The sequence below is a fragment of the uncultured Tateyamaria sp. genome, assembly GCF_947487805.1.
GTDB lineage: Bacteria > Pseudomonadota > Alphaproteobacteria > Rhodobacterales > Rhodobacteraceae > Tateyamaria.
The window spans coordinates 164,213-189,388 of the sequence record NZ_CANKXW010000004.1 but is presented as its reverse complement, the minus strand read 5'-3'; the positions used below and the strand labels follow the sequence as shown (position 1 = coordinate 189,388).

General features: G+C 60.4%; 27 protein-coding genes. 19 read left to right on the top strand and 8 right to left on the bottom strand.

Features of this window, described 5'->3' with window-relative positions; all coding sequences use genetic code 11:
- Positions 1–6: 6 nt before the first annotated feature.
- From Q0949_RS12110 to Q0949_RS12080, 7 genes are all read left to right on the top strand, one after another.
- Positions 7–594, top strand: a complete 588-nt coding sequence (locus Q0949_RS12110; protein WP_299372781.1) for a CoA pyrophosphatase — start codon at positions 7–9, stop codon at positions 592–594.
- Positions 546–1,718, top strand: a complete 1,173-nt coding sequence (locus Q0949_RS12105) for a CCA tRNA nucleotidyltransferase (protein WP_299372321.1) — start codon at positions 546–548, stop codon at positions 1,716–1,718. The genes Q0949_RS12110 and Q0949_RS12105 overlap by 49 nt, the downstream gene beginning before the upstream one ends.
- A gap of 149 nt (positions 1,719–1,867) precedes the next feature.
- Complete coding sequence (locus Q0949_RS12100) at positions 1,868–3,706, top strand: ABC transporter ATP-binding protein (protein ID WP_299372318.1); 1,839 nt, start codon at positions 1,868–1,870, stop codon at positions 3,704–3,706.
- Positions 3,703–5,535, top strand: a complete 1,833-nt coding sequence (locus Q0949_RS12095) for an ABC transporter ATP-binding protein (RefSeq protein WP_299372315.1) — start codon at positions 3,703–3,705, stop codon at positions 5,533–5,535. Before Q0949_RS12100 ends, Q0949_RS12095 begins: the two co-directional genes overlap by 4 nt.
- A 39-nt stretch (positions 5,536–5,574) precedes the next feature.
- Positions 5,575–6,813 (top strand): class I SAM-dependent RNA methyltransferase, encoded by a 1,239-nt coding sequence (locus tag Q0949_RS12090; protein ID WP_299372313.1) that lies wholly within the window; start codon positions 5,575–5,577, stop codon positions 6,811–6,813.
- Position 6,814: 1 nt separating this feature from the next.
- Positions 6,815–7,600, top strand: a complete 786-nt coding sequence (locus Q0949_RS12085; protein ID WP_299372310.1) for an ion transporter — start codon at positions 6,815–6,817, stop codon at positions 7,598–7,600.
- Positions 7,601–7,714: 114 nt separating this feature from the next.
- Positions 7,715–8,212, top strand: a complete 498-nt coding sequence (locus tag Q0949_RS12080) for a L,D-transpeptidase family protein (protein ID WP_299372307.1) — start codon at positions 7,715–7,717, stop codon at positions 8,210–8,212.
- Here the strand turns inward: Q0949_RS12080 and Q0949_RS12075 are convergent, their stop codons facing one another.
- Complete coding sequence (locus Q0949_RS12075; RefSeq protein ID WP_299372304.1) at positions 8,213–8,854, bottom strand: CAP domain-containing protein; 642 nt, start codon at positions 8,852–8,854, stop codon at positions 8,213–8,215.
- Positions 8,855–9,026: 172 nt separating this feature from the next.
- Here Q0949_RS12075 and Q0949_RS12070 point away from each other — a divergent pair, with 172 nt between their 5' ends.
- Together Q0949_RS12070 and Q0949_RS12065 are read left to right on the top strand one after the other, a co-directional pair.
- Positions 9,027–9,620, top strand: coding sequence for a L,D-transpeptidase (locus tag Q0949_RS12070; RefSeq protein WP_299372302.1), 594 nt, complete (start codon positions 9,027–9,029; stop codon positions 9,618–9,620).
- A gap of 139 nt (positions 9,621–9,759) precedes the next feature.
- Positions 9,760–9,939 carry a hypothetical protein gene (locus tag Q0949_RS12065; RefSeq protein ID WP_299372299.1) on the top strand — a complete coding sequence of 60 codons (180 nt, stop codon included), beginning with the start codon at positions 9,760–9,762 and terminating at the stop codon, positions 9,937–9,939.
- A 73-nt stretch (positions 9,940–10,012) separates the two neighbouring features.
- Here the strand turns inward: Q0949_RS12065 and hemH are convergent, their stop codons facing one another.
- Positions 10,013–11,074, bottom strand: a complete 1,062-nt coding sequence (hemH, locus tag Q0949_RS12060; protein WP_299372296.1) for a ferrochelatase — start codon at positions 11,072–11,074, stop codon at positions 10,013–10,015.
- Positions 11,075–11,132: 58 nt separating this feature from the next.
- Positions 11,133–11,945 (bottom strand): methyltransferase domain-containing protein, encoded by an 813-nt coding sequence (locus tag Q0949_RS12055; RefSeq protein ID WP_299372293.1) that lies wholly within the window; start codon positions 11,943–11,945, stop codon positions 11,133–11,135.
- Positions 11,946–11,964: 19 nt separating this feature from the next.
- Between Q0949_RS12055 and Q0949_RS12050 the strand changes: the two genes are divergently transcribed.
- From Q0949_RS12050 to Q0949_RS12035, 4 genes are read left to right on the top strand one after another with little or no spacing between them, the layout of a single operon-like run.
- A complete protein-coding gene (locus Q0949_RS12050; RefSeq protein ID WP_299372290.1) occupies positions 11,965–12,690 on the top strand; it encodes a ComF family protein in 726 nt (241 codons plus the stop codon).
- 35 nt (positions 12,691–12,725) lie between these two features.
- Positions 12,726–12,983, top strand: a complete 258-nt coding sequence (grxC, locus tag Q0949_RS12045; RefSeq protein WP_299372287.1) for a glutaredoxin 3 — start codon at positions 12,726–12,728, stop codon at positions 12,981–12,983.
- A complete protein-coding gene (locus Q0949_RS12040) occupies positions 12,984–13,814 on the top strand; it encodes a carbon-nitrogen hydrolase family protein (RefSeq protein ID WP_299372284.1) in 831 nt (276 codons plus the stop codon).
- A 5-nt stretch (positions 13,815–13,819) separates the two neighbouring features.
- Positions 13,820–14,269, top strand: coding sequence for a MarR family transcriptional regulator (locus Q0949_RS12035; protein WP_299372281.1), 450 nt, complete (start codon positions 13,820–13,822; stop codon positions 14,267–14,269).
- Here Q0949_RS12035 and ubiG read toward each other — a convergent pair.
- Complete coding sequence (gene ubiG, locus Q0949_RS12030; RefSeq protein WP_299372278.1) at positions 14,266–15,015, bottom strand: bifunctional 2-polyprenyl-6-hydroxyphenol methylase/3-demethylubiquinol 3-O-methyltransferase UbiG; 750 nt, start codon at positions 15,013–15,015, stop codon at positions 14,266–14,268. The genes Q0949_RS12035 and ubiG overlap by 4 nt on opposite strands.
- Before the next feature lie 49 nt (positions 15,016–15,064).
- On the opposite strand from ubiG, the gene pip reads away from it, so the two are divergent.
- The 6 genes from pip to infB all read left to right on the top strand — a co-directional run bounded on the left by pip (position 15,065) and on the right by infB (position 22,240).
- A complete protein-coding gene (gene pip, locus Q0949_RS12025; RefSeq protein ID WP_299372275.1) occupies positions 15,065–16,036 on the top strand; it encodes a prolyl aminopeptidase in 972 nt (323 codons plus the stop codon).
- Complete coding sequence (locus Q0949_RS12020; protein ID WP_299372272.1) at positions 16,033–16,794, top strand: ABC transporter substrate-binding protein; 762 nt, start codon at positions 16,033–16,035, stop codon at positions 16,792–16,794. The genes pip and Q0949_RS12020 overlap by 4 nt, the downstream gene beginning before the upstream one ends.
- A gap of 127 nt (positions 16,795–16,921) precedes the next feature.
- Positions 16,922–17,497 (top strand): ribosome maturation factor RimP, encoded by a 576-nt coding sequence (rimP, locus tag Q0949_RS12015; RefSeq protein ID WP_299372269.1) that lies wholly within the window; start codon positions 16,922–16,924, stop codon positions 17,495–17,497.
- A complete protein-coding gene (gene nusA / locus Q0949_RS12010; protein ID WP_299372267.1) occupies positions 17,497–19,113 on the top strand; it encodes a transcription termination factor NusA in 1,617 nt (538 codons plus the stop codon). Before rimP ends, nusA begins: the two co-directional genes overlap by 1 nt.
- A gap of 22 nt (positions 19,114–19,135) precedes the next feature.
- Positions 19,136–19,756 carry an RNA-binding protein gene (locus tag Q0949_RS12005; RefSeq protein ID WP_299372264.1) on the top strand — a complete coding sequence of 207 codons (621 nt, stop codon included), beginning with the start codon at positions 19,136–19,138 and terminating at the stop codon, positions 19,754–19,756.
- Between the two features lie 6 nt (positions 19,757–19,762).
- Entirely contained in the window at positions 19,763–22,240 is a 2,478-nt protein-coding gene (gene infB / locus Q0949_RS12000; protein WP_299372261.1) for a translation initiation factor IF-2, read from the top strand.
- Between the two features lie 74 nt (positions 22,241–22,314).
- On the opposite strand, the gene Q0949_RS11995 is transcribed toward infB, so the two are convergent.
- The 4 genes from Q0949_RS11995 to Q0949_RS11980 form a co-directional block, all read right to left on the bottom strand.
- Positions 22,315–22,440 (bottom strand): hypothetical protein, encoded by a 126-nt coding sequence (locus Q0949_RS11995; RefSeq protein WP_299372258.1) that lies wholly within the window; start codon positions 22,438–22,440, stop codon positions 22,315–22,317.
- Between the two features lie 122 nt (positions 22,441–22,562).
- Positions 22,563–22,961, bottom strand: coding sequence for a (deoxy)nucleoside triphosphate pyrophosphohydrolase (locus Q0949_RS11990; protein WP_299372255.1), 399 nt, complete (start codon positions 22,959–22,961; stop codon positions 22,563–22,565).
- Entirely contained in the window at positions 22,958–24,178 is a 1,221-nt protein-coding gene (gene argJ, locus Q0949_RS11985; RefSeq protein WP_299372252.1) for a bifunctional glutamate N-acetyltransferase/amino-acid acetyltransferase ArgJ, read from the bottom strand. Before argJ ends, Q0949_RS11990 begins: the two co-directional genes overlap by 4 nt.
- A 3-nt stretch (positions 24,179–24,181) precedes the next feature.
- On the bottom strand, positions 24,182–25,021 hold the full coding sequence (locus tag Q0949_RS11980) for a peptidylprolyl isomerase (RefSeq protein ID WP_299372249.1): 840 nt from the start codon (positions 25,019–25,021) through the stop codon (positions 24,182–24,184).
- Between the last annotated feature and the right edge of the window lie 155 nt (positions 25,022–25,176).

The window sequence follows — 25,176 nt, the reverse complement described above, 5'->3', positions numbered from 1 at the left end:
TCCGCAATGGGGCGGACGTGTCAGGCGTCGTCGGACTTTGATCTGAACCCGGATGTCAAACTGGCGCCGGACCGGACACTGCGCCCGGCGGCGGTGCTGGCGCCGGTCTTGTGGACCGAGGGTGGTTATCGCCTGATCCTGACGAAACGGTCCTCGGCGCTGAAACACCATCCGGGGCAAATCGCCTTTCCCGGAGGCAAGCAGGACAGCGGTGATGTCGATCTGATTGCGACCGCGTTGCGCGAGGCGCAGGAGGAGATCGGGCTGCCGTCCGAAACCGTGGAGATCCTTGGCACGCTCGCGCCACACGAGACGGTGACATCCTTTACGGTTACGCCTGTGATCGGGCTGTTGCATGGACCATTTGACCCTGTGCCGGAACAGGGTGAGGTGGCCGAGGTGTTCAGTGTGCCGCTGGTCCACGTTCTGACCGAGTCCAATTTTCAGGTCCAGTCGCGCAGATGGCGCGGGCAGCGCCGGGCCTACTATACAGTGCCTTACGGACCCTATTACATCTGGGGCGCAACAGCGCGTATATTGCGGGCATGGACCGAACTGCTTTCCCCCACCTCCCGGCCTCGACGCCATTCCTGATTGATCCGTCGGCGCAGGCGGTCTGCCAGGCGCTGGAGGTGGCGGGCCATGTTGCGTATTTTGTCGGCGGGTGCGTGCGCAACGCCATCATGAACGAACCGCAATCGGATATCGACATTGCAACTGATGCCGTGCCCGCCGAAACCATGCGCGTGGCGACCGAGGCCGGGCTGCGGTGCATCCCGACTGGCGAAGATCATGGCACAATCACGGTGGTGGTTGACGCGGTTCCGTTCGAGGTCACGACCTTTCGCCGGGATGTCGCGACGGACGGGCGACGTGCTGTTGTCGCGTTTTCGACCGACATTGCCGAAGACGCCCGTCGGCGCGATTTCACCATGAACGCGCTTTATGCGGATCGCAGCGGCCTGATCATTGACCCGCTGGGCGGATTGCCGGATGCGCAATCGCGGACGGTCCGGTTCATCGAAGACCCCGCCGCGCGGATTCGTGAGGATTATCTGCGCATCCTTCGGTATTTCCGGTTTCACGCGTGGTACGCTGACCGGACGGCGGGCTGGGATCCTTCTGCGCTGGCGGGAATTGCGGGTAACCTTGACGGGCTGGACACCCTGTCCGCGGAACGGGTTGGGGCCGAGGTTCTGAAATTGCTTTCCGCGCCCGATCCGGTGCCTGCAGTCAGTGTGATGCACCAGACCGGTGTTCTGGCCCACATTCTGCCCGGCGCAGTGCCGGATTTCCTTGGTCCTCTTGTGCATCTCGAAGAGCTGAGCGGCGCGGTGGTCGACCCGCTGACCCGCCTTGCGGCGCTTGGCGGTGCGGATGCGTTGGATCGGCTTCGATTGTCGCGCAAGGCGGCAAAGCAGTTGGACGCGACGCGCACTCACATGGCGTCGACGCTGCAACTGCGGGCGCTGGGCCATGTCGCGGGGCCAGCGGCCGGTGTTGGCGCGCTCCTTTTGCGTAGCGCGATGGCGCGACAGCACGTTGGGCCCGGTGACATTGACTTGGTCCTGCAAGGGGCAGGCACCGATTTTCCCGTCGCTGCACGGGACCTGGCGACGCTGTCGGGACCGGCGTTGGGCGAACGATTGAACACACTCAAGGAGCGGTGGATCGCCTCTGATCTCTCTCTGACAAAAAACGACCTGCTGGCATCGTGACAAATGGAAGGATGCACGCTATACCGGCTGCATCTACGGAGGGAACAACATGTTTTACGGGATCTGGAACGACACCTGACATTGTCGCCAATCGCCTTTCGTGACGGATGTCACGAACATGTTGTCTCACGTCTGTACGGATACCCCTTATGTTCAAGTTTTTTGAATCGCTCGTCGATCCCTATTCCCATTACGAAGAAACCGACACGCCACCCACACAGCTGTGGCCCTTTCTGAGAGAATATTGTCGGCCGTTCACAACCGTTTTTGTCTATGCGGCGATCATGTCCATCATTGTGGCTGCCATCGAGGTTGGCCTGATCTATTACATGGGTCGGGTGGTTGACCTTTTGGGCGCGTCGCCCGCGGAATTCTGGGCCGATCACGGCACCGAAGTCATTCTGGTCGGGGTGTTCATCCTGCTTGTCCGACCGGTGTTGCAAATGCTGGACGTGCTTTTGCTCAACCAGACGATCTTGCCGAATTTCGGGACGTTGATCCGCTGGCGGTCGCACCGCCATGTGTTGCGGCAGTCTGTCGGCTGGTTCGAGAACGACTTTGCCGGGCGGATCGCCAACCGCATCATGCAGACACCGCCCGCTGCGGGCGAGGTTGTGTTTCAGGTTTTTGACGCCATCTCCTTTGCCTTGGCCTATCTGATTGGCGCGGCCATTTTGCTGAGCGTGGCGGACCCGCGTTTGTTGTTGCCGCTGACGTTGTGGTTTGCGGCCTATGCCTGCCTGATTGCATGGACGGTCAAGCGTGTGGGCCCTGCGTCGCAGGCGGCGTCGGATGCGCGGTCTACAACGACCGGCCGCGTGGTCGATGCCTATACCAACATCCATTCAGTCAAGATGTTCGCGCACCACGACCGTGAGATTGAGTATGCCAAGGATGCCATCGAGCTGACCCGCACGACGTTCATCGCCGAAATGCGGCTCTATACGATCATGGATGTGGTGCTTGTTGCGCTGAACGGTCTGTTGATTGTGGGGGTCGTTGGCTGGGCGCTGGCGCTATGGATGCAGGGTGCGGCCAGTGTCGGTGTGGTGGCGGCAGCCACTGCGTTGACCCTGCGGCTGAACGCCATGACCGGCTGGATCATGTGGGCGCTGACGACATTCTTCCGGCAATTGGGCGTCGTGGCCGAGGGGATGGAAACCATTGCGCAACCTATCACGCTTGTCGATGCCAAGGATGCAAAACGGCTTGAGTTGAGCCAAGGCGAAATCACTCTGGATGCGCTGACCCATCATTACGGGCGAAGCAGCGGCGGGCTGAGCGCAATCAGCACCGTGATCAAACCGGGCGAAAAGGTTGGTCTTGTTGGCCGGTCTGGTGCGGGCAAATCAACTTTGGTCAAGTTGCTTTTGCGGTTCTACGACCCGGAATCGGGGCGCATCCTGATCGACGGTCAGGACATCACGCAGGTGCGGCAGGATTCGCTGCGGCTGAACATCGGGATGGTGCAACAGGACAGCTCTTTGCTGCACCGGTCGGTGCGGGACAATATCCTCTATGGTCGGCCAGACGCGACTGAGGCGGATATGATCGAAGCGGCAAAACAGGCGCAGGCGCATGACTTCATCCTCGACCTTGTCGATCCGCAGGGGCGCAGGGGTTATGATGCACAGGTTGGCGAACGCGGCGTCAAACTGTCCGGTGGGCAACGACAGCGGGTCACCTTGGCGCGGGTCATTCTCAAGAATGCGCCGATCCTTGTGCTGGACGAGGCGACGAGTGCGCTCGACAGCGAGGTGGAGGCGGCAATTCAGGACACGCTCTATCAGATGATGGAGGGCAAGACGGTCATCGCTATTGCGCACCGCCTGTCAACCATTGCCGAGATGGACCGGATTCTGGTGCTTGATGACGGAAAAATCGTCGAGGATGGCAGCCACGACGCGCTTTTGCAGAATGGTGGCCTATATTCGGAGTTCTGGACCCGCCAATCCGGTGGGTTCCTTGCGACCGAGGCAGCCGAGTGACCATCTCCAACTGGATCGATTCCTTCAGGCGCGCGGACGGCCCGCCGCCCCAGACACTTTGGCCATTCCTGCGGTGGTGTCTGTCCGGGGCGTGGCCAGCGCTGTGGTTGGCGGCGCTGTGTTCCGCCGCCGCCGGCGCGCTGGAGGCTGGGACGGCGTTGATCCTGGGCCGGGTGATTGACGCCACGGTTGTGCTTGGTCCTGACGGATTCTTTTCCGTCAGCAATTTCGCCCTCGTTGCGGGCGCGCTTGCGTTCTTTCTGGTGGCGCGTCCGATCCTTTTTGGTCTCAGCGCCGCCACAAATGCCATCATCGTGCAACCGAACGTGAACCCACTCGTGTTGTCACGCCTGCACCGCTGGACGCTTGGGCAATCGGTCAGCTTTTTTGACGATGATTTTGCCGGTCGCATCGCACAAAAACAGATGCAGGCGGCGCGCGCCGTGACGGATGTGGTGTCGGAATTCATCAACGTGGTGGCCTTTGCCCTCGCGTCTCTGGTTGGGTCGATCCTACTTCTGCTTGCGATTGACTGGCGGGTGGCGCTGGGCTTTGCGGTTTGGCTCGTTCTCTATTTCTCCCTGATCCGCTGGTATCTGCCGCGTATTCGCAAACGGTCTGCAGCGCGTGCGGGCGCGCGCGCCATGGTGTCCGGGCAGGTTGTGGACACGATCACCAATATCAAGACGGTCAAACTGTTCGCCCATGATGATCACGAGGATCAGGCCGCGTTGGGCGCCATGGGGACGTTTCGCGAAACGGCGGTGCAGTTTGGTATCCTGTCGGCTGGCTTCCGGTTTGCGCTGATGACGCTGGCGGGGTTACTGCCCGTGTTGCTGCTTGGTGGTACGATCCTGATGTGGCAACGCGGTTTGGCGACACCGGGCGATATCGTGGCCTCTGGCGCCATTGCGATCCGGATTGCGCAGATGACCGGCTGGGTCAGTTTCACGCTGATGGCGATCTACTCCAATGTGGGGGAAATCGAGGACGGCATGCGCACGCTGACCCCGCGCACCCGCGTTGAGGATGGCGCAGATGCCAAGGACCTTGTTGTGACGCAAGGCGAAGTCGTGTTTGACCACTTGGGGTTCAGCTATGGCCGTCCCACAGGCGGGATCGAGGATATCAACCTCACCATTCGCGCAGGTGAAAAGATCGGGATCGTCGGCGCGTCTGGTGCTGGCAAATCCACCCTCGTGGCAGTGTTGTTGCGGCTCTACGAAGGGGAAAAAGGCGCAATTCGGATCGATGGTCAGGACATTGCGCATGTGCGCCAAGACAGCTTGCGGCACAATATTGGTCTGGTCACACAAGAGACAGCGATGTTCAATCGCTCGGCGCGCGACAACATCCTATGCGGCAGACCGGATGCCACGGACGCAGAGGTGATTGCGGCGGCGGAAAAGGCCGAAGCGCACACATTTATCCAGGATTTGCAGGACCACCGCGGTCGGCAAGGGTATGAGGCGCATCTGGGCGAGCGGGGCGTAAAGCTGTCCGGCGGTCAAAGACAGCGGATTGCCTTGGCGCGGGCCATCCTCAAGGATGCGCCGATCCTCGTTCTGGACGAAGCGACAAGTGCGCTCGACAGCGAGGTCGAGGCGTCGATCCAGATGGCTTTGACCCGCGTGATGGAGGGCAAGACCGTACTGGCCATCGCCCACCGCCTGTCCACCCTGACCGAGATGGACCGGATTGTCGTCATGGATGCGGGGCGCATTGTCGAAGAGGGCACGCACGAGGCTCTCTTGGCCAAGGGAGGTCTTTATGCACGGTACTGGCACCGTCAGTCGGGCGGATTTATCAGCACCAAGGCCGCGGAATAGGGCTTTTGCTGCGGGGGCGCGGCAAGTAGAGCAAAGACCATGACAACATTGAAAATTGAGCGACTGGGTCAGCAAGGGGACGGCGTGGCCCCGGGCCCTATCTATGCGCCCCTGACCCTGCCGGGCGAAACGGTCACCGGCGTGGTCGACGGCGACACGCTGACCGAGATCAGAATCGAAGCCCCGTCTGCGGATCGGGTGCAGGCGCCGTGCCCGCATTTCAAATCCTGTGGCGGGTGCCAGCTGCAACATGCAAGCGACGCATTTGTTGCCGATTGGAAGCGCCAGATCGTCCAGACGGCCCTCGCCGTACAGGGGGTCGAAACGACGGTGCGCGAGACGCTCACGTCGCCAGACCGGTCGCGCCGACGCGCCAGCTTTGCCGCGAGACGTACGAAAAAGGGCGCGACGACCGGTTTCCATGCGCGCAAATCAGACGCAATCATTCCGGTACCGAACTGTACATTGATCACACCCGCGCTGGGCGCCGCGCCTGACATTGCAAATGCGCTGGCGCTGGTGGGCACCAGCCGCAAGGGTGCGCTGGCGGTAACGGTTACTGAAAGCCTCGACGGTCTGGACGTCGCCGTTACGGGGGGCAAGCCGCTGGATGGTCCATTGCGCATCGCGCTTGCGCGGGTGTGCGAGGATCACAAACTGGCGCGTCTGACCTGGGATGACGAACTGATCGGGATGCGCGTCCCGCCGTCGCACGCGATTGGCGCTGCACGCGTTGTGCCACCGCCGGGCGCGTTTCTTCAGGCCACATTGCACGGGCAGGAGACGCTGACCAATTTGGTGACGGACATCCTTTCATCCGCCAAGTCGGTTGTGGATCTCTTTTCCGGATGCGGCACCTTTGCACTGCCGCTGGCGCAGAACGCATCGGTGCTGGCCGTCGAAAGCGATGCCGAGATGTTGGCCGCACTGGACACCGGTTGGCGCAATGCCCAAGGCCTCAAGGCCGTCAGGACCGAAGCACGGGATCTCTTTCGTCGTCCGCTGATGCCGGATGAACTGTCGAAATTCGACGCGGCGGTCATTGATCCGCCGCGTGCGGGTGCGGCCGCACAGATCGCCGAACTGGCCGCGGCGCAGATGCCGGTCATCGCGCATGTATCCTGCAACCCGCAAACCTTTGCCCGCGACGCGAAAACGTTGTGTGATGCGGGGTATTGCCTTGATTGGGTGCAACCGATCGATCAATTCCGCTGGTCATCGCATGTGGAGCTTGTCGGTGCATTTTTCCTGCCCCATATGCGGGATCAAAGGAGATAACATGTTTGATCGCACCCGGTTGACCGCCACGCTGGAAAGCGCGCGGGTCAGCAATTTCATCATTGCCGTCATCATCGTCAACGCCATCACGCTTGGCCTTGAAACCTCGCAGGCGGCCATGGATTTTGCTGGTCCGGTGATCATCCTGATCGACCGTGTGTGCCTGACTATCTTCGTGGCCGAGATCATTCTGAAATTGATCGCTTATGGTGGCCGGTTTTTCCGCAACGGCTGGAACCTGTTTGACTTCGTGATCGTGGGTATCGCGCTGATCCCCGGCAGCGCTGGGCTGTCGGTGTTGCGGGCCTTGCGCATTCTGCGGGTGTTGCGGGTGATCTCCGTGGCGCCGCGCCTGCGTCGGGTGGTCGAAGGGTTCGTGACCGCCTTGCCCGGCATGGGCAGCGTGTTTCTTTTGATGGCGCTGATCTTCTACATTGGCGCGGTTATGGCGACCAAGCTGTTTGCGGCCAGCTTTCCGGATTGGTTCGGCAATCTGGGCCTCAGCGCCTATTCGCTGTTCCAGATCATGACGCTCGAATCTTGGTCGATGGGAATCGTCCGCCCGGTGATGGAGATCTATCCCTACGCGTGGCTGTTCTTTGTCCCTTTCATCATGGTCACGACCTTTGCCGTGGTGAACCTGCTGGTCGGTCTGATCGTGAATTCGATGCAGGACGCCCACGCCGAAGAAACGAACGCGGCCACCGACAGCTACCGGGATGCGGTGATGCAGCGCCTCGAAGCGATCGAGGCCAAGCTGGACGCCCGCGAAAATCGCGACAATTGACGCAATATCACGGGCAGGTGATCGCGGCAGCGCAGAATTTATCTAGGCTATCGGCGGCAAAAGATGATATTTTCGCGGGAATTATAAAAAACCATCTTATGGGACAGGATTTCGATGAAGCGCAGACATCTGATGATGGGCGGGGCCGCAGCCCTTGGCCTAGGTGCATGCACCCAAAGCAAGTTCAAAACCTATAACGGGCCCGACGTGACCTATATCGTGGTCAACAAGGAAGCGCGCCAGATGTACCTGTTCAATAACGACAGGGTTCTGAAACGCTATGACATCGATCTGGGGTTCGCCCCGATTGGCGACAAGTTTTTTGAAGGGGACGGCAAGACCCCCGAGGGCACCTACATCATTGATCGCCGCAACCCGAACAGTAAATTCCACTTGTCGCTGGGCATCTCCTATCCGAACGCCCGCGACCGAGCGGAGGCGGCTGCACTGGGCAAGCCTCCCGGCGGCGACATCTTTATCCACGGTAACTCCAGCCCGTTCAAAAAGGGCACGGAGGATTGGACATGGGGCTGCATCGCAGTGACCAACCGCGAGATGGAGGATGTCTATGCCATGGTCCGCAACGGCACCCCGATCAGGATCAATCCCTGATCAAGTGGCCGGTGTGTTGGTGATCACCACCAGATCTTCTTCGGTCTCATCGATGGCCGCGTCGACGGGTTCATCCGGGGGCACGAGCCGCGATGCGGATGGGTTCGCGCTTGGGATCAAGGGTGCCGCATTCGGATTCCCCATGACCATCGTCCACCAGATTTTGCCATTGGGTTCCTGAAACCAGGCAAAACCCATTTCTTTGGCCTGCGGCGACAGGATGGTGCGCCGGGTGTCAGGTTGCTCCATCCACGCCGCCAGCGTTTCCAATTCCGTCTCGTAGGTTTCCGAGATGTTTTCGCCCACAAGGCTGCCAGCGTATCCGACGCGGGCCAGCCGGTCGATCGGGGACGAGCCATCCGATCCGAAATGCCATGGGCGGTTTTGCAGGGACATGTCGCGCGAATGCGTGGCCGCCGCGGCGTTCAGCTGGGGGTTCAGTTCGACCGCAGGCGCACCTTGGGAACTGCGCAGCGCGTTGACGGAATCGAGCATACGAAACTGAAGCTTGGCCGTGTCGTTGTTCCGGATACGGTAGAGTTTGGGCAAGGGCCGCCCGTCATCGGTTCGGGTCGGTCCGGACGCGGGCGTACACGCGGCCAGTGACAGCAAGGCAACAAGAACAACGGTAAAAATTCGCATGGGACCTGCACACAGTTCAGTTTGTTTCGAAAAGCGATAGCCGGTCCCGCGTTGCAATACAAACGCACATCGGCGTGATGCCGCGTGATGACATCTGTTTGATTTGCGACTGAGGCTTTCGCGCAATATTGTATGGCGCGACGGCAGTAATTCACATTCGGAGAGGCATTCAATGTCCAAGAAGTCATTTTCCACCCCCTCGCGTCGGGCCTTTATCGCTGGCACCGCTGCGCTTTTGGGTGCGCCCGCCATCGCTCAGAACATACCGGCCGGTCAGGCCTCGCGCGATCCCACGCAGTCGGCCCGCCGCAACATCTCCAGCTTTCGGACGCTGGATTGGCAACCGTATTTCGATAACCTGCGCAAAGGCGCGATCCTCGTCGATATCGACAGCCGCGCGGTGCATTACTGGAACGAAGAGCAGACGGTCTACAAACTGTACCCGTCCAGCGTGCCCCTGACAGACGATCTGACCCGCCGCGGCCGTACGCAGGTGATTCTCAAGGATCCGGAGCCGGATTGGCGCCCGACCCCGTCGATGAAACAGCGGAACCCGGAATGGCCCGACTATATCGGTCCGGGCCCTCAAAACCCGCTGGGCACACGGTCGCTGCACCTGAGCTGGACGTATTACCGAATCCACGGGACACATGACACGCGCAAGATTGGGCGCAAATCGTCCAATGGGTGCATCGGACTTTATAACGAGCACATCGAAGAGCTGTACGAGATGGCAAATGTCGGCACGCAAGTGTTGCTAATTTGACGACATTGCGGCGGATCGGCGGCTAACCCTCTGAAACATGGTTTGCATTCGCGCTGCATTGCTGTTTACACAGAACTACGAGGTAAGTCTTGGGTGCGTTCTGGCGAACTATGCCAGCGCGCTGATTTTGGAGGTTACTATGAAAAAACTCGTTCTCGCTGCTGCTCTGACTGCTGCTGCTTCCACCGCATTCGCCGGCGCTCCTGCCGAGCCGATCATCGAAGCACCTGTCATTGTTGAAGAAACACGTAGCTCGTCGGGCGGCATCATCCTGCCCCTGCTGCTGCTGATCGTTGTTGCTGCGGCTGTTGCCGACTAATCGTCGGAAACACTGAAAATTAAAAAGGCGGCACGCGCGTGCCGCCTTTTTTACGTTTGAACGGGCGAGCTGATCAGTCGAGCCAACCCTTCAGATTCTCTTCGATCACGGTGTTCAGCGCTTCGATATGGGCATCATCATCGTTCAGGCACGGGATGTAGGTGAACGATTCCCCGCCCGCATGTTCAAAGCTTTCCTTGATCTCTTCGTTGATCTCTTCGAGCGTTTCGATGCAGTCAGCCGAGAAGGCTGGCGCGCAAACAGCGATGTTCTTCTTGCCGGCTTCGGCCAGGCGCGCGACTTCTTCCACAGTGTACGGTTGCAACCATTCCTCGGGTCCGAATTTCGACTGGAATGTTGTTGTGATTTCCGTGTCTGCCCAGCCCAGGCGTTCTTTGAGAAGGCGCGTCGTCTTCTGGCATTGGCAGTGGTACGGATCGCCCTCCATCAGGTAGCGGATGGGCACGCCGTGATAGCTGCACACAAGGATATCGGGCCGCGTCTCGACACTGGCATAGGCGCGTTCAATCGACTGCGCCAAAGCTTCGATATATTTGGGATGTTGGTAATACGGCTCAACCGTGCGGGTGGTCGGCTGCCACTTTTCGTCCATCAGGGCGCGAAAGAACTGGTCATTTGCTGTGGCTGATGTCGCACCCGCATAGTGCGGGTACAGAGGGAAAAACAGGATCTTCTGACACCCGGCATCCACCATCTCGCGGACCTTGGACTTGGTCGACGGATTGCCATAGCGCATGCAGAAATCGACCATCACCTGATCGCCATAGCGCGCTTGCATCCCGGCCTTGATCTTGGCCGTTTGATCCTTGGTAATCGTCATCAGCGGGCTTTCCCCCGCTTCGTGATTCCAGATCGATTTATAGGCGGCACCTGACGAAAACGGGCGTTTCGTCAGGATGATCAGTTGCAGCAGTGGCTGCCATACCCATGCGCTGTAATCGATGACGCGCTTGTCGGACAGGAACTCGTTCAGATAGCGCCGCATCGACCAATAGTCGTAATTGTCGGGTGTGCCGAGGTTGGCCAGCAGGATCCCCACACGCGCCGGAGGGATCGCCGGGTGGTCGTCTTTGGCGTGGGCCGGTCGGACCGCCGTTTTGCTGGCATCAAGCATGTGTCTCGCGTTCCTCGTCAGTTCTTTGGGGCTTGAGATAAACGGTTTTGGGTGCGCGTCAATCTGACAGTGGCGTTTCGTCCGTATGCAGCGCATCGGCCAGCCGGGCCTGGGCCGATCCAGGGCGCAGGGGTTTGGGCTGGCTTTCGTCCGGCGCCCAACCCGTCAGAACGATCAGTTCAAAGGTTGCGACAACGCCTCCATTTTCACTGGGATAGGCCGCCGCGTAGATGTCGGCTGCACGTTCCAGCACCGCGCGGCGTGTCGGCTGTCGCATCCGGGCCTGCAAGGCATTGGCTTCACCCATCTGGCGCAAATCGCGCATCAGGTGCCACATAGAGGTGTATTCAACCCGCAAAGGCACAGAATCTGCGACAGGCAGCGCGAGACCCGCACGTTGCAAAAGAGCGCCCAGATCGCGCACCTCGCCCATAGGAGCCACACGTGGCGACAGCCCGCCGCTGACAGCGATCTCTGCCTCAGCCAGTGCGCTCCGCAGTTCGTGCAGTGTTTGCCCGCCTAAGGCCACGGCCAGCATAAGCCCGTCGGGCCGCAGCGCGCGCCTACATTGGATAAGCTGCCCGACGGGGTCATTGGCCCAGTGCAGCCCCAGTGCATGGATCACCAAATCGTGTCCGGATTCCGCCAACGGCAGGGTTTCGGCCTCCGGGATTACGATCGATCCCGGCAGGGTTCCCAGCCAGACATTCGGGAATGCAGCCACAACAGCAGGTGACTGAAAGGTTTTGTTAACCAGTTTCAGACGATCCTCGATCTCGTCGCGGGCGATGTCTTGCAGGAACATCGCGTTGGCGCGGGATCGGTGCAGTGCGAGGGCATGCGCGTCTGTGAGGGGGGCCGGCTGGGTCATGGGGGTCAAATAGGATAGTATGGGCTTCTTGCAAACAACGCTGAGTGCGATTTATCCGCCGCGTTGCCTGGGTTGCGGCACGACAGTGGACAGCGATTTCGGTCTGTGCGGGGCGTGCTGGGGGCAGGCGGAGTTCATTGGCGGTACATGCTGTGACACGTGCGGTGCGCCGCTGCCCGGTGCGGGTACGGATGCCGACACCCACTGCGATACCTGCATGAAGTCGCCAAAACCCTGGGATCATGGGCGTTCGGCGCTTGTGTACAAAGGGATGGGCCGCAAGCTTGTCCTCGGCCTCAAACATGGCGACCGGCAAGAGGTGGCGCGGCCTGCCGCGCTGTGGATGCGGCCCGCGATCAAGAAACTGGTGCCGCAAAGCGCGCTGCTCGCACCGGTGCCCCTGCATTGGACGCGCCTGGCCAAGCGGCGGTACAATCAATCCGCACTCATTGCGCAACAGTTATCCAAGGTCACCGGGCTGGACTGGTGCCCGGACCTGCTGGAGCGGAGACAGAGAACTCCGTCCCTTGATGGCAAGACAGCAGCAGAGCGCGCCGATATCCTGGCCGATGCCATTCAGGTGTCTCCCCGCCGAAGGCACCGCATCCAGAACAGGGTTGTTCTTCTGATCGATGACGTGATGACAACCGGTGCGACATTGGCCGCCTGTACGCGCGCCTGCCGTGCGTCCGGTGCGGATCAGGTGTGCGTGAGCGTACTGGCAAGGGCGGTCAAGACATCCTAAGTCTGTGACAAACCAGACGTCAAAGGACTGATACGATGAAACCCGTCGAAATCTATACTTCGCCGCTTTGCGGCTTTTGCCATGCGGCCAAACGGCTCTTGAAAGAAAAGGGCGTAACCTTTTCCGAAGTCAACGTGCTCGCCCAGCCGGGCCGGAAGGCCGAGATGATCAAGCGTGCCAATGGTGGGCGGACCGTGCCACAGATTTTTATCGGCGACACGCATGTGGGCGGTTGCGATGATCTTTACGCATTGGAGAGTGCTGGCAAGCTCGACGGTCTGCTGGCCGCCTGAATGAAAGCCGCGTTGCTGCAACTGAACGTTTCTGACGATCCGGTCGCCAATCTGGCCGGAACGTCGGACATGGTGCGGCAAGCAGCTGACGCAGGGGCAACGTTTATTCTGACACCCGAAGTGACCAATTGCGTCAGCACACAACGCGATCATCAACGGCAGGTCCTGACCCGAGAAAATGATGACCAGACACTGCGCGCATTGCGTGAAGTCGCGGCGGACTGCGGTATGTATCTGCTGATTGGTTCTCTAGCCTTGGCCACAGGTGATCCTGACGGTCGCTTTGCCAACCGGTCGTTCCTGATCGGGCCTGATGGTGCAATCATTGCCCGCTACGACAAGATACACATGTTCGACGTGGCAATTTCGGACACCGAGACCTACCGCGAGTCTGCGGGATACCGTCCCGGCACCCGTGCTGTCATTGCGCAAACGCCATTCGCAACGATCGGAATGGCGATTTGCTACGACATGCGCTTTCCACGGCTTTCCGACGCGCTGGTGTCGTCTGGGGCTGAAATCCTGACCTATCCGTCGGCATTTTCGCCTGTGACGGGTGCGGCGCATTGGCACAGCCTACTCAGGGCGCGGGCCATTGAATCAGGTGCCTGGGTGCTTGCCCCGGCACAAACGGGCCTGCATTCCAGCAATTTGCATACGCCGCGGCGCACGTACGGACGTAGCCTTGCGGTCAATCCGTGGGGGGAGGTCGTGCTTGACGCAGGGGATCGCCCGGGCGTTTATATGTTCGATCTTGAAATGGACGCAGTGGCCGACGCGCGTCGTCGCATCCCGTCGCGGGACAATGCACGCAAATTTGACGGCCCCTAAGGTGAATGAGCACAGAGAAAAACGCATTGGCGATTTCGCTCTTCAGCGAGGTGCTGGCCGCGGACCAGATGGTGCGCAACCGGCTGAGCCGCGTATTGCCCAAAGGCATGGAGATCTCGCATTTCTCCGTTCTCAATCATCTGGCATGGCACGAGGGTGAACGCAGCCCCGCGCAGCTGGCAGAGGCATTCAATGTCACCCGGGGTGCGATGACCAACACGCTCAATCGCCTCGAATGGGCGGGCTATGTGCACATTCGCCCAGACTGGGATGACGCCCGCCGCAAGATGGTAGCGCTCAGCCCGGCCGGGCGCCGCGCGCGGGAGCAGGCGCTCAATGCCATTGCCCCCATGGTGGGCGACGTCATCGACAATCTGGGCGAGGATCGCGTGCGCGCGACCCTGCCCATCTTGCGCGAATTGCGCGCCCGTATGGGGCCGGTGAAGTCTGATTAGTCTTTGGGCTTCAGGCTCGCCGTGACATAGTTCACGCTCAGATCCTTGTCTGACAGGGACCATGACCATGTCAGCGGATTAAACACAAATCCCTTGCGATCCACCGGGTCGAGGCCCGCCTCGCGCATCAGGTCAAAGAGTTCATCCGGCGTGATGAATTTGGACCACTCGTGCGTGCCTTTGGGCAGCCAGCGCATCACATGTTCGGCACCGATGATGGCCATCATGTAGGATTTCGGGTTGCGGTTGATCGTCGAACAGATGTGCAGTCCGCCGGGCTTCAGTAGCGTCCGGCACGCTGTCAGATAGCTCAGCGGATCGGCCACATGCTCGACCACTTCCATGTTCAGAACAACGTCGAACTGTTCGCCTGCGGCGGCCATATCTTCGGCCGTTGTGTGGCGGTAATCGATGTCGAGGCCGGATTGCTCTGCATGGACCTGGGCCACCGGGATATTGCGCTCTGCCGCGTCTGCGCCCACCACCGTTGCACCCAACCGGGCCATCGGTTCGGACAAGAGCCCGCCGCCGCATCCGATGTCCAGGATCCGCAGCCCGTCAAAGCATTGCGGCTGGGTCCTGTCCCGGTCGAATTCCACCGCGATTTGGCTCGTGATATAGTCAAGCCTGCACGGATTGAGCATGTGCAGGGGCTTGAATTTCCCGTTCGGATCCCACCATTCAGCAGCCATCGCTTCGAATTTTGCGATTTCTCCGGGGTCAACGGTGGTTTGATGCGTTTGCATTTCGATCTCCGTGTGCTCATGTGCGTGTTACGCCCTATGTAGGTCAGTAATGGACAAACACAGTGATCAAAAGCGCGCGGTGCAATATCTGTACCCGCCCATCGACCCCTACGACCAGCGGATGCTCGACGTGGGCGAGGGGCATCGCGTCTATGTGGAACAATGCGGCAATCCGCACGGCATGCCGGTGGTGGTGCTCCACGGTGGTCCCGGCGGCGGTTGCAGCCCTGCGATGCGGCGATATTTCGACCCGGAGCGATATCGCATCATCCTGTTCGACCAGCGCGGCTGTGGCCGGTCGCGGCCACATGCGTCGGTGATGAACAACACCACGTGGCATCTGGTGGACGATATAGAGCTGATCCGCCGCACCCTCGGCATCGATGCGTGGATCGTGTTTGGCGGCAGTTGGGGCGCGACGCTGTCCTTGGTCTATGCCGAATCGCACCCCGCGCGCGTGCGGCAGCTGGTGCTGCGCGGCGTGTTCCTCATGACCCAGTCCGAGCTGGACTGGTTCTATGGTGGCGGGGCGGGCAAGTTCTGGCCCGAGGTCTGGGCCCGGTTCGAAGGTCTGGTGCCCGAGGACGAGCGCGGCGATCTGATCGGTGCCTATCACCGGCGGCTGTTTTCTGGGGACGTGGCGCAGGAAACGCGGTTCGCTCGCGCGTGGTCGGCGTGGGAAAACGCGCTGGCCTCGATTCATTCGACCGGCGCGGGCGGAGAGGCCCCCGGCGACTATGCGCGCGCCTTTGCCCGGCTCGAGAATCACTATTTCACCAATTCCGGGTTTCTGGACTTCGATGGTCAGATCCTCGCACACGCGGGCCGGATCAAGCATATACCCGGCACCATTGTGCAGGGGCGCTATGACATGATCTGCCCGCCGGACAGTGCATATGCGCTCGCGCAGGCGTGGCCGATGGCCGAACTGAAAATGGTGCGAAATGCCGGCCATGCCTTGTCCGAGCCGGGAATTTCGGCTGAACTGGTGCGCACCATGGACAGGATTGCAGGGAAATGACCCGTCTCGACCGTCGCGCCTTGTTTGCATCCGGTGCCGCCGCCGCCTTGCTGGCCGCGACGGGTGCATCGGCGTTGCCGCAACGCGGTGGACGTCTGCGCGCGGCGCTGTCGCCTGCGTTGTTTGACATGGCGGTCAATGCAACGCTCTTTGACAGCCTCACCGAAATCGCCGCCGACGGCACGATGCGGGGCGAGTTGGCGACGGACTGGTCATCGGACACGCAAGCGCGCGTTTGGCATTTCACGCTGCGCGACAATGCGACGTTTCATGACGGCACGCCGTTCGATGCATCGGCCGTCGTTGGGTTGATGCCCGGTGTCGACGCGCTGGATGCGCAAACGGTTCGGATCACTCTGGATGCGCCCGATCCCAACCTGCCCTACCTTCTTGCCCAACCCGGTTACGAAATTCGCGGCACCGGCCTTTACCATGCGCAAAAGCTGGATGCGGGTCGCCACTTCATTGGCACTCGGGTTGATCATCACTGGAAGCAGGGTGCGGGCTGGTTCGACAGCGTTGAATTCGTACAAATCGGAGCGGACCACGTGCGGGCCGAGGCGCTGCGCGACGGGCTGGTCGACGTGGCGGATGTTGCCGCCCTCGATGACTATTCCGATCCACGTGACTACCAGAAATTGCCGGGTGACCACGCGCCCACCCATATCGCAAGCCGCACGCTTGCGGTCCCTGTGACGGTGGGGAAAACTTGGCCGCTCGACAATCTACGCATGGCGGAACGGTGGTGGATGGCCTGAAGGGCTTGCAGTTTTGGGCGGCCATGCGTATATCCCTTCCAACAGCGGCGCGCTGGGGTCCAAACCCAACGCTCCACCGGGAAACATCGACGGGCCGCGCGCCCGTTTTTTTGTGTCTGAAAGACCCATGACCAACGACCTGATCGCCAAAGCTGCCATTGACCGCCGACTGGCCGAGATCATCACACCCGTGATTGAGGATCTCGGCTATGAGCTGGTGCGCGTCCGTTTGATGAGCGGTAAGGAAACGACGCTGCAAATCATGGCGGACAAGCCCGACGGCGGGATCGAAGTGGATGATTGCGGCGCGATTTCCACGGCTGTGAGTGCGACCCTGGATGTCGAGGATCCGATCCTTGATGCCTATACGCTCGAGGTGTCGAGCCCCGGCATCGACCGCCCGCTGACCCGGCTCAAGGACTTTGACATGTTCGAGGGTTACGAGGCCAAGCTGGAAACGGACGAGCTGATCGACGGGCGCCGCCGCTTCAAGGGTGTGCTGGCCGGGGTTGAGAATGACGAAGTGCTGATCAACGTGACCGAGGGCACGATTGGCCTGAAGTTCGAGTGGCTCAGTGATGCCAAGCTCGTTCTTACCGACGAGTTGATCAAGGAAATGTTGCGCCAACGCAAAGCGGCTGGCGTGCTGAACGAAACCGATTTCGATGAAATACAGACTGACACGTCTGAGGAGGACACCTGATGGCCATTACATCTGCAAACCAGCTTGAGCTGTTGCAAACCGCCGAGGCTGTTGCCCGCGAAAAGATGATCGACCCCGCGCTGGTCATCGAGGCGATGGAAGAATCGCTCGCCCGCGCGGCCAAGTCCCGCTACGGCGCGGAAATGGACATTCGTGTCAGCATCGACCGCAAGACGGGTCGCGCGACATTCACGCGTGTACGTACGGTGGTCGAAGATGAGCTGCTTGAAAACTATCAGGCCGAGTTCACCGTCGAGCAGGCCAAGCAATACATGGAAAACCCCGAAGTCGGCCAACAGCTGATCGAAGAGGTGCCCCCGGTCGAGATGGGCCGTATCGCCGCGCAGTCCGCCAAGCAGGTGATTCTGCAAAAGGTGCGCGAAGCCGAACGGGATCGTCAGTACGAAGAGTTCAAGGACCGTGCTGGCACGATCATCAACGCGCTGGTCAAACGCGAAGAATACGGCAACGTCATCGTGGATGTGGGTGCGGGCGAAGCGATCCTGCGCCGCAACGAAAAGATCGGCCGCGAATCGTACCGCCCCAACGACCGCATCCGTTGCTACATCAAGGACGTGCGCCGCGAACAGCGCGGGCCGCAGATTTTCCTGAGCCGCACCGCGCCCGAATTCATGGCCGAGCTGTTCAAGATGGAAGTGCCCGAAATCTATGACGGCATTATCGAGATCAAGGCCGTCGCCCGTGACCCCGGATCGCGCGCCAAGATCGCCGTGATTTCCTATGACGGGTCCATCGACCCTGTGGGTGCCTGTGTGGGTATGCGCGGCAGCCGTGTGCAGGCCGTTGTGAACGAATTGCAGGGCGAAAAGATCGATATCATTCCATGGAATGAGGATCAGCCGACCTTCCTCGTGAACGCATTGCAGCCCGCCGAGGTGAGCAAGGTGGTTCTGGACGAAGAGGCTGGCAAGATCGAGGTTGTGGTCCCCGAGGAGCAACTGAGCCTCGCCATTGGTCGCCGCGGTCAGAACGTGCGTCTGGCCAGCCAGCTGACCAACCTCGACATCGACATCATGACAGAGGCCGACGAATCGGCCCGCCGTCAGGCCGAATTCGAAGAGCGTACCAAGCTGTTCATGGACAACCTCGACCTCGACGAGTTCTTTGCCCAACTGCTCGTGTCCGAAGGGTTCACGAACCTCGAAGAGGTCGCTTACGTCGAGCTGGACGAGCTGCTGGTGATCGACGGTGTGGACGAAGGCACAGCCCAGGAACTGCAAGCCCGTGCGCGTGACGTGCTGGAAGCGGCAGCCAAGGCCGCGCTGGACAATGCCCGCGCCCTGGGTGCCGAAGACAGCCTTATTGAATTTGACGGGCTGACACCCCAAATGATTGAAGCGTTGGCCAAGGACGACGTGAAAACCCTCGAAGACTTTGCGACATGCGCGGATTGGGAACTGGCCGGTGGCTGGACAACCGTCGATGGCGAGCGTCACAAGGATGACGGGGTGTTGGAACCCTTTGACGTGTCCCTGGAAGAAGCGCAGCAGTTGGTCATGACGGCGCGTATTCTGCTGGGTTGGGTGGATCCGGCCGAATTGGAAGCGGAAGCTGCCGAAGAGGACGAAGCCGACGCAGAGGAGACCGAGGCCTGATCTCAGGCCTCGGGGCAGCAACATGGGACGCGGTGGCGCCTCAAAGGATCGGTCGGACGGTCCGGAACGCAAGTGCATTGCCACGGGCGAGGTGCAACCTAAATTCGGGTTGGTCCGCTTTGTGGTGGGGCCGGATGCGCAAATCGTGCCGGATGTCGCAGGAAAGTTACCTGGCCGCGGTATCTATGTCGCGGCGGATCGTGCCGCGCTGGACAAGGCGGTGGACAAGAAACTGTTTGCGCGGGGGGCCAAGCAACCCGTGCAGGTGCCCGAGAACCTTGTGGATGAGGTTGAACGGCAATTGGCGCGCCGCGTCGTCGATCTGATCGCCCTGTCGCGGAAATCCGGTCGTGCGGTGGCAGGCTATGAAAAAGTGAAATCCTGGCTTCAAATGGAAGAAGCACAGGTTTTGATACAAGCGGTAGATGGTTCAGGTCGTGGCAAGACCAAACTGAGTACGCCGCATTTTGGAACATATATCGGATGGCTGACATCCGATGAGTTGGGTTTGGCCTTTGGCCGCCAAACTGTGATACATGGGGCGCTCGCCTCTGGTGGACTCACGCAACGTGTTGTAGAGGAAGCCAACCGTTTACGCGGCGTGCGTGAAAATACAGCGGCATCGGCCGTTGGGAAGGATTGACGAGCTTTGAGCGATACTGACGGAAAAAAGACATTGGGTCTGCGCGGTGGCGCACGTCCTGGCAACGTGAAACAGAGTTTCAGCCACGGGCGTACCAAGAATGTCGTCGTCGAAACGAAACGCAAACGGGTCGTAGTGCCCAAGCCCGGAGCTGCAAAGCCCGCGGGCGCTGGTGGTGCATCCGGCGGTGATCCCAGCCGTCGTCCCGCAGGCATTTCCGATGCCGAGATGGAGCGCCGCCTGAAGGCTGTTCAAGCCGCCAAGGCACGCGAAGTCGAAGAAGCAGCCGCACGCGCCGCCGCTGAAAAGGCACGCGAAGAAGAACGCGAGCGCCGCCGGGCCGAAATCGAGGCCAAGGAACGCGAAGAAAAAGAGCGCGAGGAAAGCCTCCGCGCCAAAGCCGAAGAGGACGCCCGCAAGGCTGCCGAGGCGCAAGCCGCTGCACAAGCTGCGGCCGCCGCACCTGCGGCAGAGCCCGCGGCAAAACCGGCACAACGGCAGACCCAGCAGCCCTCTGCCGCGCCGCGCAAGCAGGACCGCGAGCGCGAGCAACGCAACACGCGTGGCAAGGGCGACGATGGCCGCCGGTCGGGCAAACTGACGCTGAACCAGGCGCTGTCAGGTGGCGAAGGTGGCCGCCAGCGGTCCATGGCCGCGATGAAGCGCAAGCAGGAGCGCGCGCGCCAAAAAGCCATGGGTGGTACGGTCGAGCGTGAAAAGGTCACGCGGACGGTCAACCTGCCTGAGGCAATTGTCGTGTCCGAATTGGCCAACCGTATGGCCGAACGCGTGGGTGATGTTGTCAAATCGCTGATGCAGATGGGCATGATGGTCACGCAAAACCAGACCATCGATGCGGATACTGCGGAACTGATCATCGAGGAATTCGGCCACAACGTCCAACGTGTGTCCGATGCCGATGTCGAAGACGTCATCAAGGAAGTGATCGACGCCGAAGAGGATCTGAAGGATCGTCCGCCGGTCATTACGATCATGGGCCACGTCGACCACGGCAAGACATCGCTGCTTGACGCCATTCGTGACGCCAAGGTTGTCGCAGGCGAAGCCGGTGGCATCACGCAGCACATTGGCGCCTATCAGGTGAAGACCGACGGTGGCGCAGTTCTGTCCTTCCTCGACACACCCGGCCACGCGGCGTTCACGTCGATGCGGTCGCGCGGTGCGCAAGTGACGGATATCGTTGTTCTGGTGGTTGCGGCGGATGACGCCGTGATGCCGCAGACCATCGAGGCCATCAACCACGCCAAGGCCGCCGAAGTGCCGATGATCGTGGCCATCAACAAGATGGACAAGCCCGATGCGACGCCTGACAAGGTGCGCACAGATCTGCTGCAACACGAGGTCATCGTCGAAAAGATGTCCGGTGAGGTGCAGGACGTTGAAGTGTCAGCCATTACCGGTCAGGGTCTGGATGAACTGCTTGAAGCCATCGCGCTGCAAGCCGAGATTCTGGAACTGAAAGCGAACCCTGATCGCGCGGCACAAGGTGCGGTGATCGAGGCGCAGCTGGATGTGGGCCGTGGCCCTGTTGCGACCGTTCTGGTCCAGACGGGTACGCTGCGCCAGGGCGATATCTTTGTTGTGGGTGAGCAATACGGCAAGGTCCGTGCGCTGATCAACGACAAGGGGGAGCGCGTGAAAGAGGCTGGCCCATCGGTGCCTGTCGAGGTTCTGGGCCTGAACGGCACACCCGAAGCGGGCGACGTGTTGAACGTGACCGAGACCGAAGCGCAGGCGCGAGAGATCGCCGAATACCGCGAGAAAGCGGCCAAGGACAAACGTGCGGCTGCCGGTGCGGCAACGACACTCGAACAGCTCATGGCGAACGCCAAGGCCGACGAGAATGTCAGCGAACTGCCCATCCTCGTCAAAGCGGACGTGCAAGGCTCTGCCGAGGCAATCGTTCAGGCAATGGAAAAGATCGGCAACGACGAGGTGCGCGTGCGCGTACTACACTCGGGCGTTGGTGCCATCACCGAAACGGATGTGGGTCTCGCCGAAGCGTCAGGTGCGCCGATCATGGGCTTTAACGTCCGCGCCAACACATCTGCCCGGAACACGGCAAACCAAAAGGGCGTCGAGATCCGGTATTACTCGGTCATCTACGATCTTGTGGACGATGTGAAAGCGGCGGCTTCTGGCCTGCTCAGTGCGGAGATCCGCGAGACCTTTATCGGCTATGCCGAGATCAAAGAGGTCTTCAAGGTGTCCAACGTCGGCAAGGTCGCGGGTTGTCTCGTGACCGAAGGTGTCGCGCGACGCTCGGCGGGTGTGCGTCTGCTGCGCGACAACGTCGTGATCCACGAAGGCACGCTGAAAACGCTCAAGCGTTTCAAGGACGAGGTTGCCGAAGTGCAGTCCGGCCAGGAATGCGGCATGGCCTTCGAGAATTACGACGATATCCGGCCCAAGGATGTCATCGAGATCTTCGAGCGCGAAGAAGTCTCGCGGACGCTTGACTGATTTCGTGCCCATACAAATGAAAAGGGGAGACAGAACATTCTGTCTCCCCTTTTTTCTTGGCAGCTTTGTCTGATTTACGTGACGGGCATGCCCGCGTATTGGGCCCCATCGACGCGCACCATCATGCGTCCATCTGGCAAGGTCTTTACATAGATACCCTGCACCAAAACAGCACTGCCCATAATGATAGTTTTCAGCATAACCTTCCTCCCCAGTCAGAAAGCGATATCAGCAACTATACGCGGCATGGTTAACAAGTCATCAACAATGTCGCCCAAAACGTGCATTTTTAGTCGGAATAAAAACAAAACGCGAGTGCCGATCACAGCCAATCGCGCAGTATCGGAATCAGGGGGATGTCGGCCGCTGGCATCGGATATTGGCTCAGATCGCGCGCCTTGACCCACTTCAGCGCCTGTCCCTCGCGGGATTGTGGGGTGCCTTCCCATTTGCGGCAGGCGAAAAGAGGCATCAGAAGGTGGAAGGTGTCATAGCTGTGGCTCGCGAAGGTAAGCGGCGCGAGGCATGACTGCCACGTGTTGATGCCCAGCTCTTCTTCAAGCTCGCGAATCAGCGCAGCCTCTGGCGTTTCGTTGTCCTCGACTTTGCCGCCAGGAAACTCCCACAGACCGGCCATGGATTTGCCTTCGGGCCGTTGCGCCAGCAACACCCGGCCGTCCACGTCAATCAGTGCCACGGCAGAGACAAGGACGATCTTCATGAGCGGTAATCTGCGTTAATCTCGATATAGCCATGGGTCAGGTCGCAGGTCCAAACCGTGGCCGCACCGCCGCCCATCCCGCAATCAACACGGATGCGGATGTGATCGGTTTTCATATGCTCTGCTGCGTCCGCCTCGACATAGGATGGGGCGACCCACCCGTTTTCTGCAACCAACGTGTCCCCGAACCAGATCGACAAAGTGTCGCGATCCGCAGGCGCGCCGGACTTGCCCACTGCCATGACCACGCGACCCCAATTCGGGTCCTCTCCGGCGATGGCGGTTTTGACGAGTGGCGAATTCGCAATGGACAGGCCATGGACCTTGGCGCTGTGTGCATCCACTGCACCGGTGACTTCGACCTCTACGAACTTGGTGGCCCCTTCGCCGTCCCGCACTACCTGGTGCGCGAGATCCAGCATGACCTGTTCCAGAGCGCTCTCGAATTCCGCCGCGCCCGTCACATCCACACCGCTCGCACCCGTTGCGGCGACCAGTAGGCTGTCAGAGGTCGAGGTGTCGCTGTCGACCGTGATGCAGTTGAACGTGCGGTCACAGACGCGGGTCGTCACCTCTTGCAAGTGGTTCTGATCAATCACGGCATCGGTAAAGATATAGACAAGCATCGTGGCCATATCCGGCGCGATCATGCCGCTTCCCTTGGCGATACCCGCGATTTTGACCTGACCACCGTTCACCGTACATATTGACGACGACCCCTTGGCATATGTGTCCGTCGTCATAATCGCCTGCGCCGCGCCTTCGATTGCATCAGCTGCCAGCGCGCCGTTCAGTTCGACCAGCTTGGCGGTGATGCGATCATGGGGGAGCGGTTCACCAATGACCCCGGTCGATGCGGTAAATATGCGCGATGGTGGCGTGCCTGTGGCTTGGGCTGTTGCCTCGACGATGGCCGCGACAGAGGCCAAGCCGTTGCGCCCGGTAAAGGCATTGGAATTGCCCGAGTTCACGAGGATAGCCGCGCCTTCATCCGTTGGCCCGCCCAACTTGGACTGGCAATCCAGCACTGGTGCGGATCGTGTCGCGGACCGGGTGAACGTTCCGGCAATCGCTGTACCGGGCTGGCACAGGGCCAGCATGACATCCGTGCGCCCGCTGTATTTCACTCCGGCTGCGGCGGCGGCAAAGCGTACGCCGTCGATGACCGGCAGGGCAGGAAAGGCTGCGGGCGCCAACGGCGAAACTTTGGTCGCCATGTCTTATTCGACCAGCGTCAGATCTTTGAGCAATGCGGGGTCGATCCCGGTTGCCCCGGACTGATCAATCTCGGCCTTGGCAGTCAGCTCGGAAACATAGGCGTCAAGTGCTGCCTCGCGGACCTGGCCCTCGAGCTCGGGGCGCAGCTCTTCCAGCGAGGGCTGTTCCTGCACGCGGGTTTCATTGAGGATGATCACGTGCCAGCCGAACTGCGTCTGAACGGGATCGGACACTTCGCCCTCTTTCAGGGCGATTACAGCCGCCTCAAAGCTGGGGACCATGGCGCCTGTGCCAAACCAACCCAGCTGCCCGCCATTTGGGCCGGACGGGCCGGTGGATTTCTCACGTGCGGTGGCCGCAAAATCCGCACCACCTTCGATCTCGGCAATAACGGCTTTGGCCTCTTCCTCGGTTTCGACAAGGATGTGCGAGGCATTATACTCGCGCGACGGCTCTTCGCCTTCGAACCGGGCGTCGTAGGCGGCTTGGACCGCCTCGGGTGTGATTGTCCGACCGAACAGCAGCTCAAGCTCCTCACCGGCTGTGAGCGAGCGCGTTTCGTTCTCGATCGACAGAATGGCGCGTTGCGGCAGATCGCCTTCAAAGGCCTGCGCAAGCAGGGTTTGGTGAATCAGTTGCTCCAGAATGCCGTTGAACAGCACCTCGTCCGGCAGTTCCTGGAATTGGGCCGGCAAGGTCGCTCGTGCCACGACCATGTGACCAACGGTGATGTCGGTTCCGTTCACGGTTGCAACGACTGTGTTTGCATCCTGCGCAGATGCAGGCAGCGCCATTGCGGCAACCAGGCCAAGAGCGGGCAGGGAAAGGAGGCGTTTCATCATCGAATAGTCCTTGGGCTGTGCGCACAAGGCTGCGCGCATTGACACGGTATAGCGTGACCCTTACATCGCCCTATGGACGCGGCCTGGGCCGGTTTCTGCCCACCGTATCTATGGGCTTGGCGCGCGCCCGGCAAGCAGTTGCTGCACAACATGAA

What these genes read in the sequence shown, in the direction of transcription:
- Q0949_RS12105 (WP_299372321.1), top strand. Translation starts at nt 546, where the DNA reads ATGGACCGAACTGCTTTCCCCCACCTCCCGGCCTCGACGCCATTCCTG.
- Q0949_RS11995 (WP_299372258.1), bottom strand. Translation starts at nt 22,440, where the DNA reads ATGCTGAAAACTATCATTATGGGCAGTGCTGTTTTGGTGCAGGGTATC.
- argJ (WP_299372252.1), bottom strand. Translation starts at nt 24,178, where the DNA reads ATGGCGACCAAAGTTTCGCCGTTGGCGCCCGCAGCCTTTCCTGCCCTG.
- Q0949_RS12005 (WP_299372264.1), top strand. Translation starts at nt 19,136, where the DNA reads ATGGGACGCGGTGGCGCCTCAAAGGATCGGTCGGACGGTCCGGAACGC.
- Q0949_RS12055 (WP_299372293.1), bottom strand. Translation starts at nt 11,945, where the DNA reads ATGACCCAGCCGGCCCCCCTCACAGACGCGCATGCCCTCGCACTGCAC.
- Q0949_RS12085 (WP_299372310.1), top strand. Translation starts at nt 6,815, where the DNA reads ATGTTTGATCGCACCCGGTTGACCGCCACGCTGGAAAGCGCGCGGGTC.
- Q0949_RS12065 (WP_299372299.1), top strand. Translation starts at nt 9,760, where the DNA reads ATGAAAAAACTCGTTCTCGCTGCTGCTCTGACTGCTGCTGCTTCCACC.
- rimP (WP_299372269.1), top strand. Translation starts at nt 16,922, where the DNA reads ATGACCAACGACCTGATCGCCAAAGCTGCCATTGACCGCCGACTGGCC.
- Q0949_RS12070 (WP_299372302.1), top strand. Translation starts at nt 9,027, where the DNA reads ATGTCCAAGAAGTCATTTTCCACCCCCTCGCGTCGGGCCTTTATCGCT.
- Q0949_RS12035 (WP_299372281.1), top strand. Translation starts at nt 13,820, where the DNA reads ATGAGCACAGAGAAAAACGCATTGGCGATTTCGCTCTTCAGCGAGGTG.
- Q0949_RS11980 (WP_299372249.1), bottom strand. Translation starts at nt 25,021, where the DNA reads ATGATGAAACGCCTCCTTTCCCTGCCCGCTCTTGGCCTGGTTGCCGCA.
- ubiG (WP_299372278.1), bottom strand. Translation starts at nt 15,015, where the DNA reads ATGCAAACGCATCAAACCACCGTTGACCCCGGAGAAATCGCAAAATTC.
- nusA (WP_299372267.1), top strand. Translation starts at nt 17,497, where the DNA reads ATGGCCATTACATCTGCAAACCAGCTTGAGCTGTTGCAAACCGCCGAG.
- Q0949_RS12020 (WP_299372272.1), top strand. Translation starts at nt 16,033, where the DNA reads ATGACCCGTCTCGACCGTCGCGCCTTGTTTGCATCCGGTGCCGCCGCC.
- pip (WP_299372275.1), top strand. Translation starts at nt 15,065, where the DNA reads ATGGACAAACACAGTGATCAAAAGCGCGCGGTGCAATATCTGTACCCG.
- Q0949_RS12100 (WP_299372318.1), top strand. Translation starts at nt 1,868, where the DNA reads ATGTTCAAGTTTTTTGAATCGCTCGTCGATCCCTATTCCCATTACGAA.
- hemH (WP_299372296.1), bottom strand. Translation starts at nt 11,074, where the DNA reads ATGCTTGATGCCAGCAAAACGGCGGTCCGACCGGCCCACGCCAAAGAC.
- Q0949_RS12110 (WP_299372781.1), top strand. Translation starts at nt 7, where the DNA reads ATGGGGCGGACGTGTCAGGCGTCGTCGGACTTTGATCTGAACCCGGAT.
- grxC (WP_299372287.1), top strand. Translation starts at nt 12,726, where the DNA reads ATGAAACCCGTCGAAATCTATACTTCGCCGCTTTGCGGCTTTTGCCAT.
- Q0949_RS12040 (WP_299372284.1), top strand. Translation starts at nt 12,984, where the DNA reads ATGAAAGCCGCGTTGCTGCAACTGAACGTTTCTGACGATCCGGTCGCC.
- Q0949_RS11990 (WP_299372255.1), bottom strand. Translation starts at nt 22,961, where the DNA reads ATGAAGATCGTCCTTGTCTCTGCCGTGGCACTGATTGACGTGGACGGC.
- Q0949_RS12075 (WP_299372304.1), bottom strand. Translation starts at nt 8,854, where the DNA reads ATGCGAATTTTTACCGTTGTTCTTGTTGCCTTGCTGTCACTGGCCGCG.
- Q0949_RS12090 (WP_299372313.1), top strand. Translation starts at nt 5,575, where the DNA reads ATGACAACATTGAAAATTGAGCGACTGGGTCAGCAAGGGGACGGCGTG.
- Q0949_RS12050 (WP_299372290.1), top strand. Translation starts at nt 11,965, where the DNA reads ATGGGCTTCTTGCAAACAACGCTGAGTGCGATTTATCCGCCGCGTTGC.
- Q0949_RS12080 (WP_299372307.1), top strand. Translation starts at nt 7,715, where the DNA reads ATGAAGCGCAGACATCTGATGATGGGCGGGGCCGCAGCCCTTGGCCTA.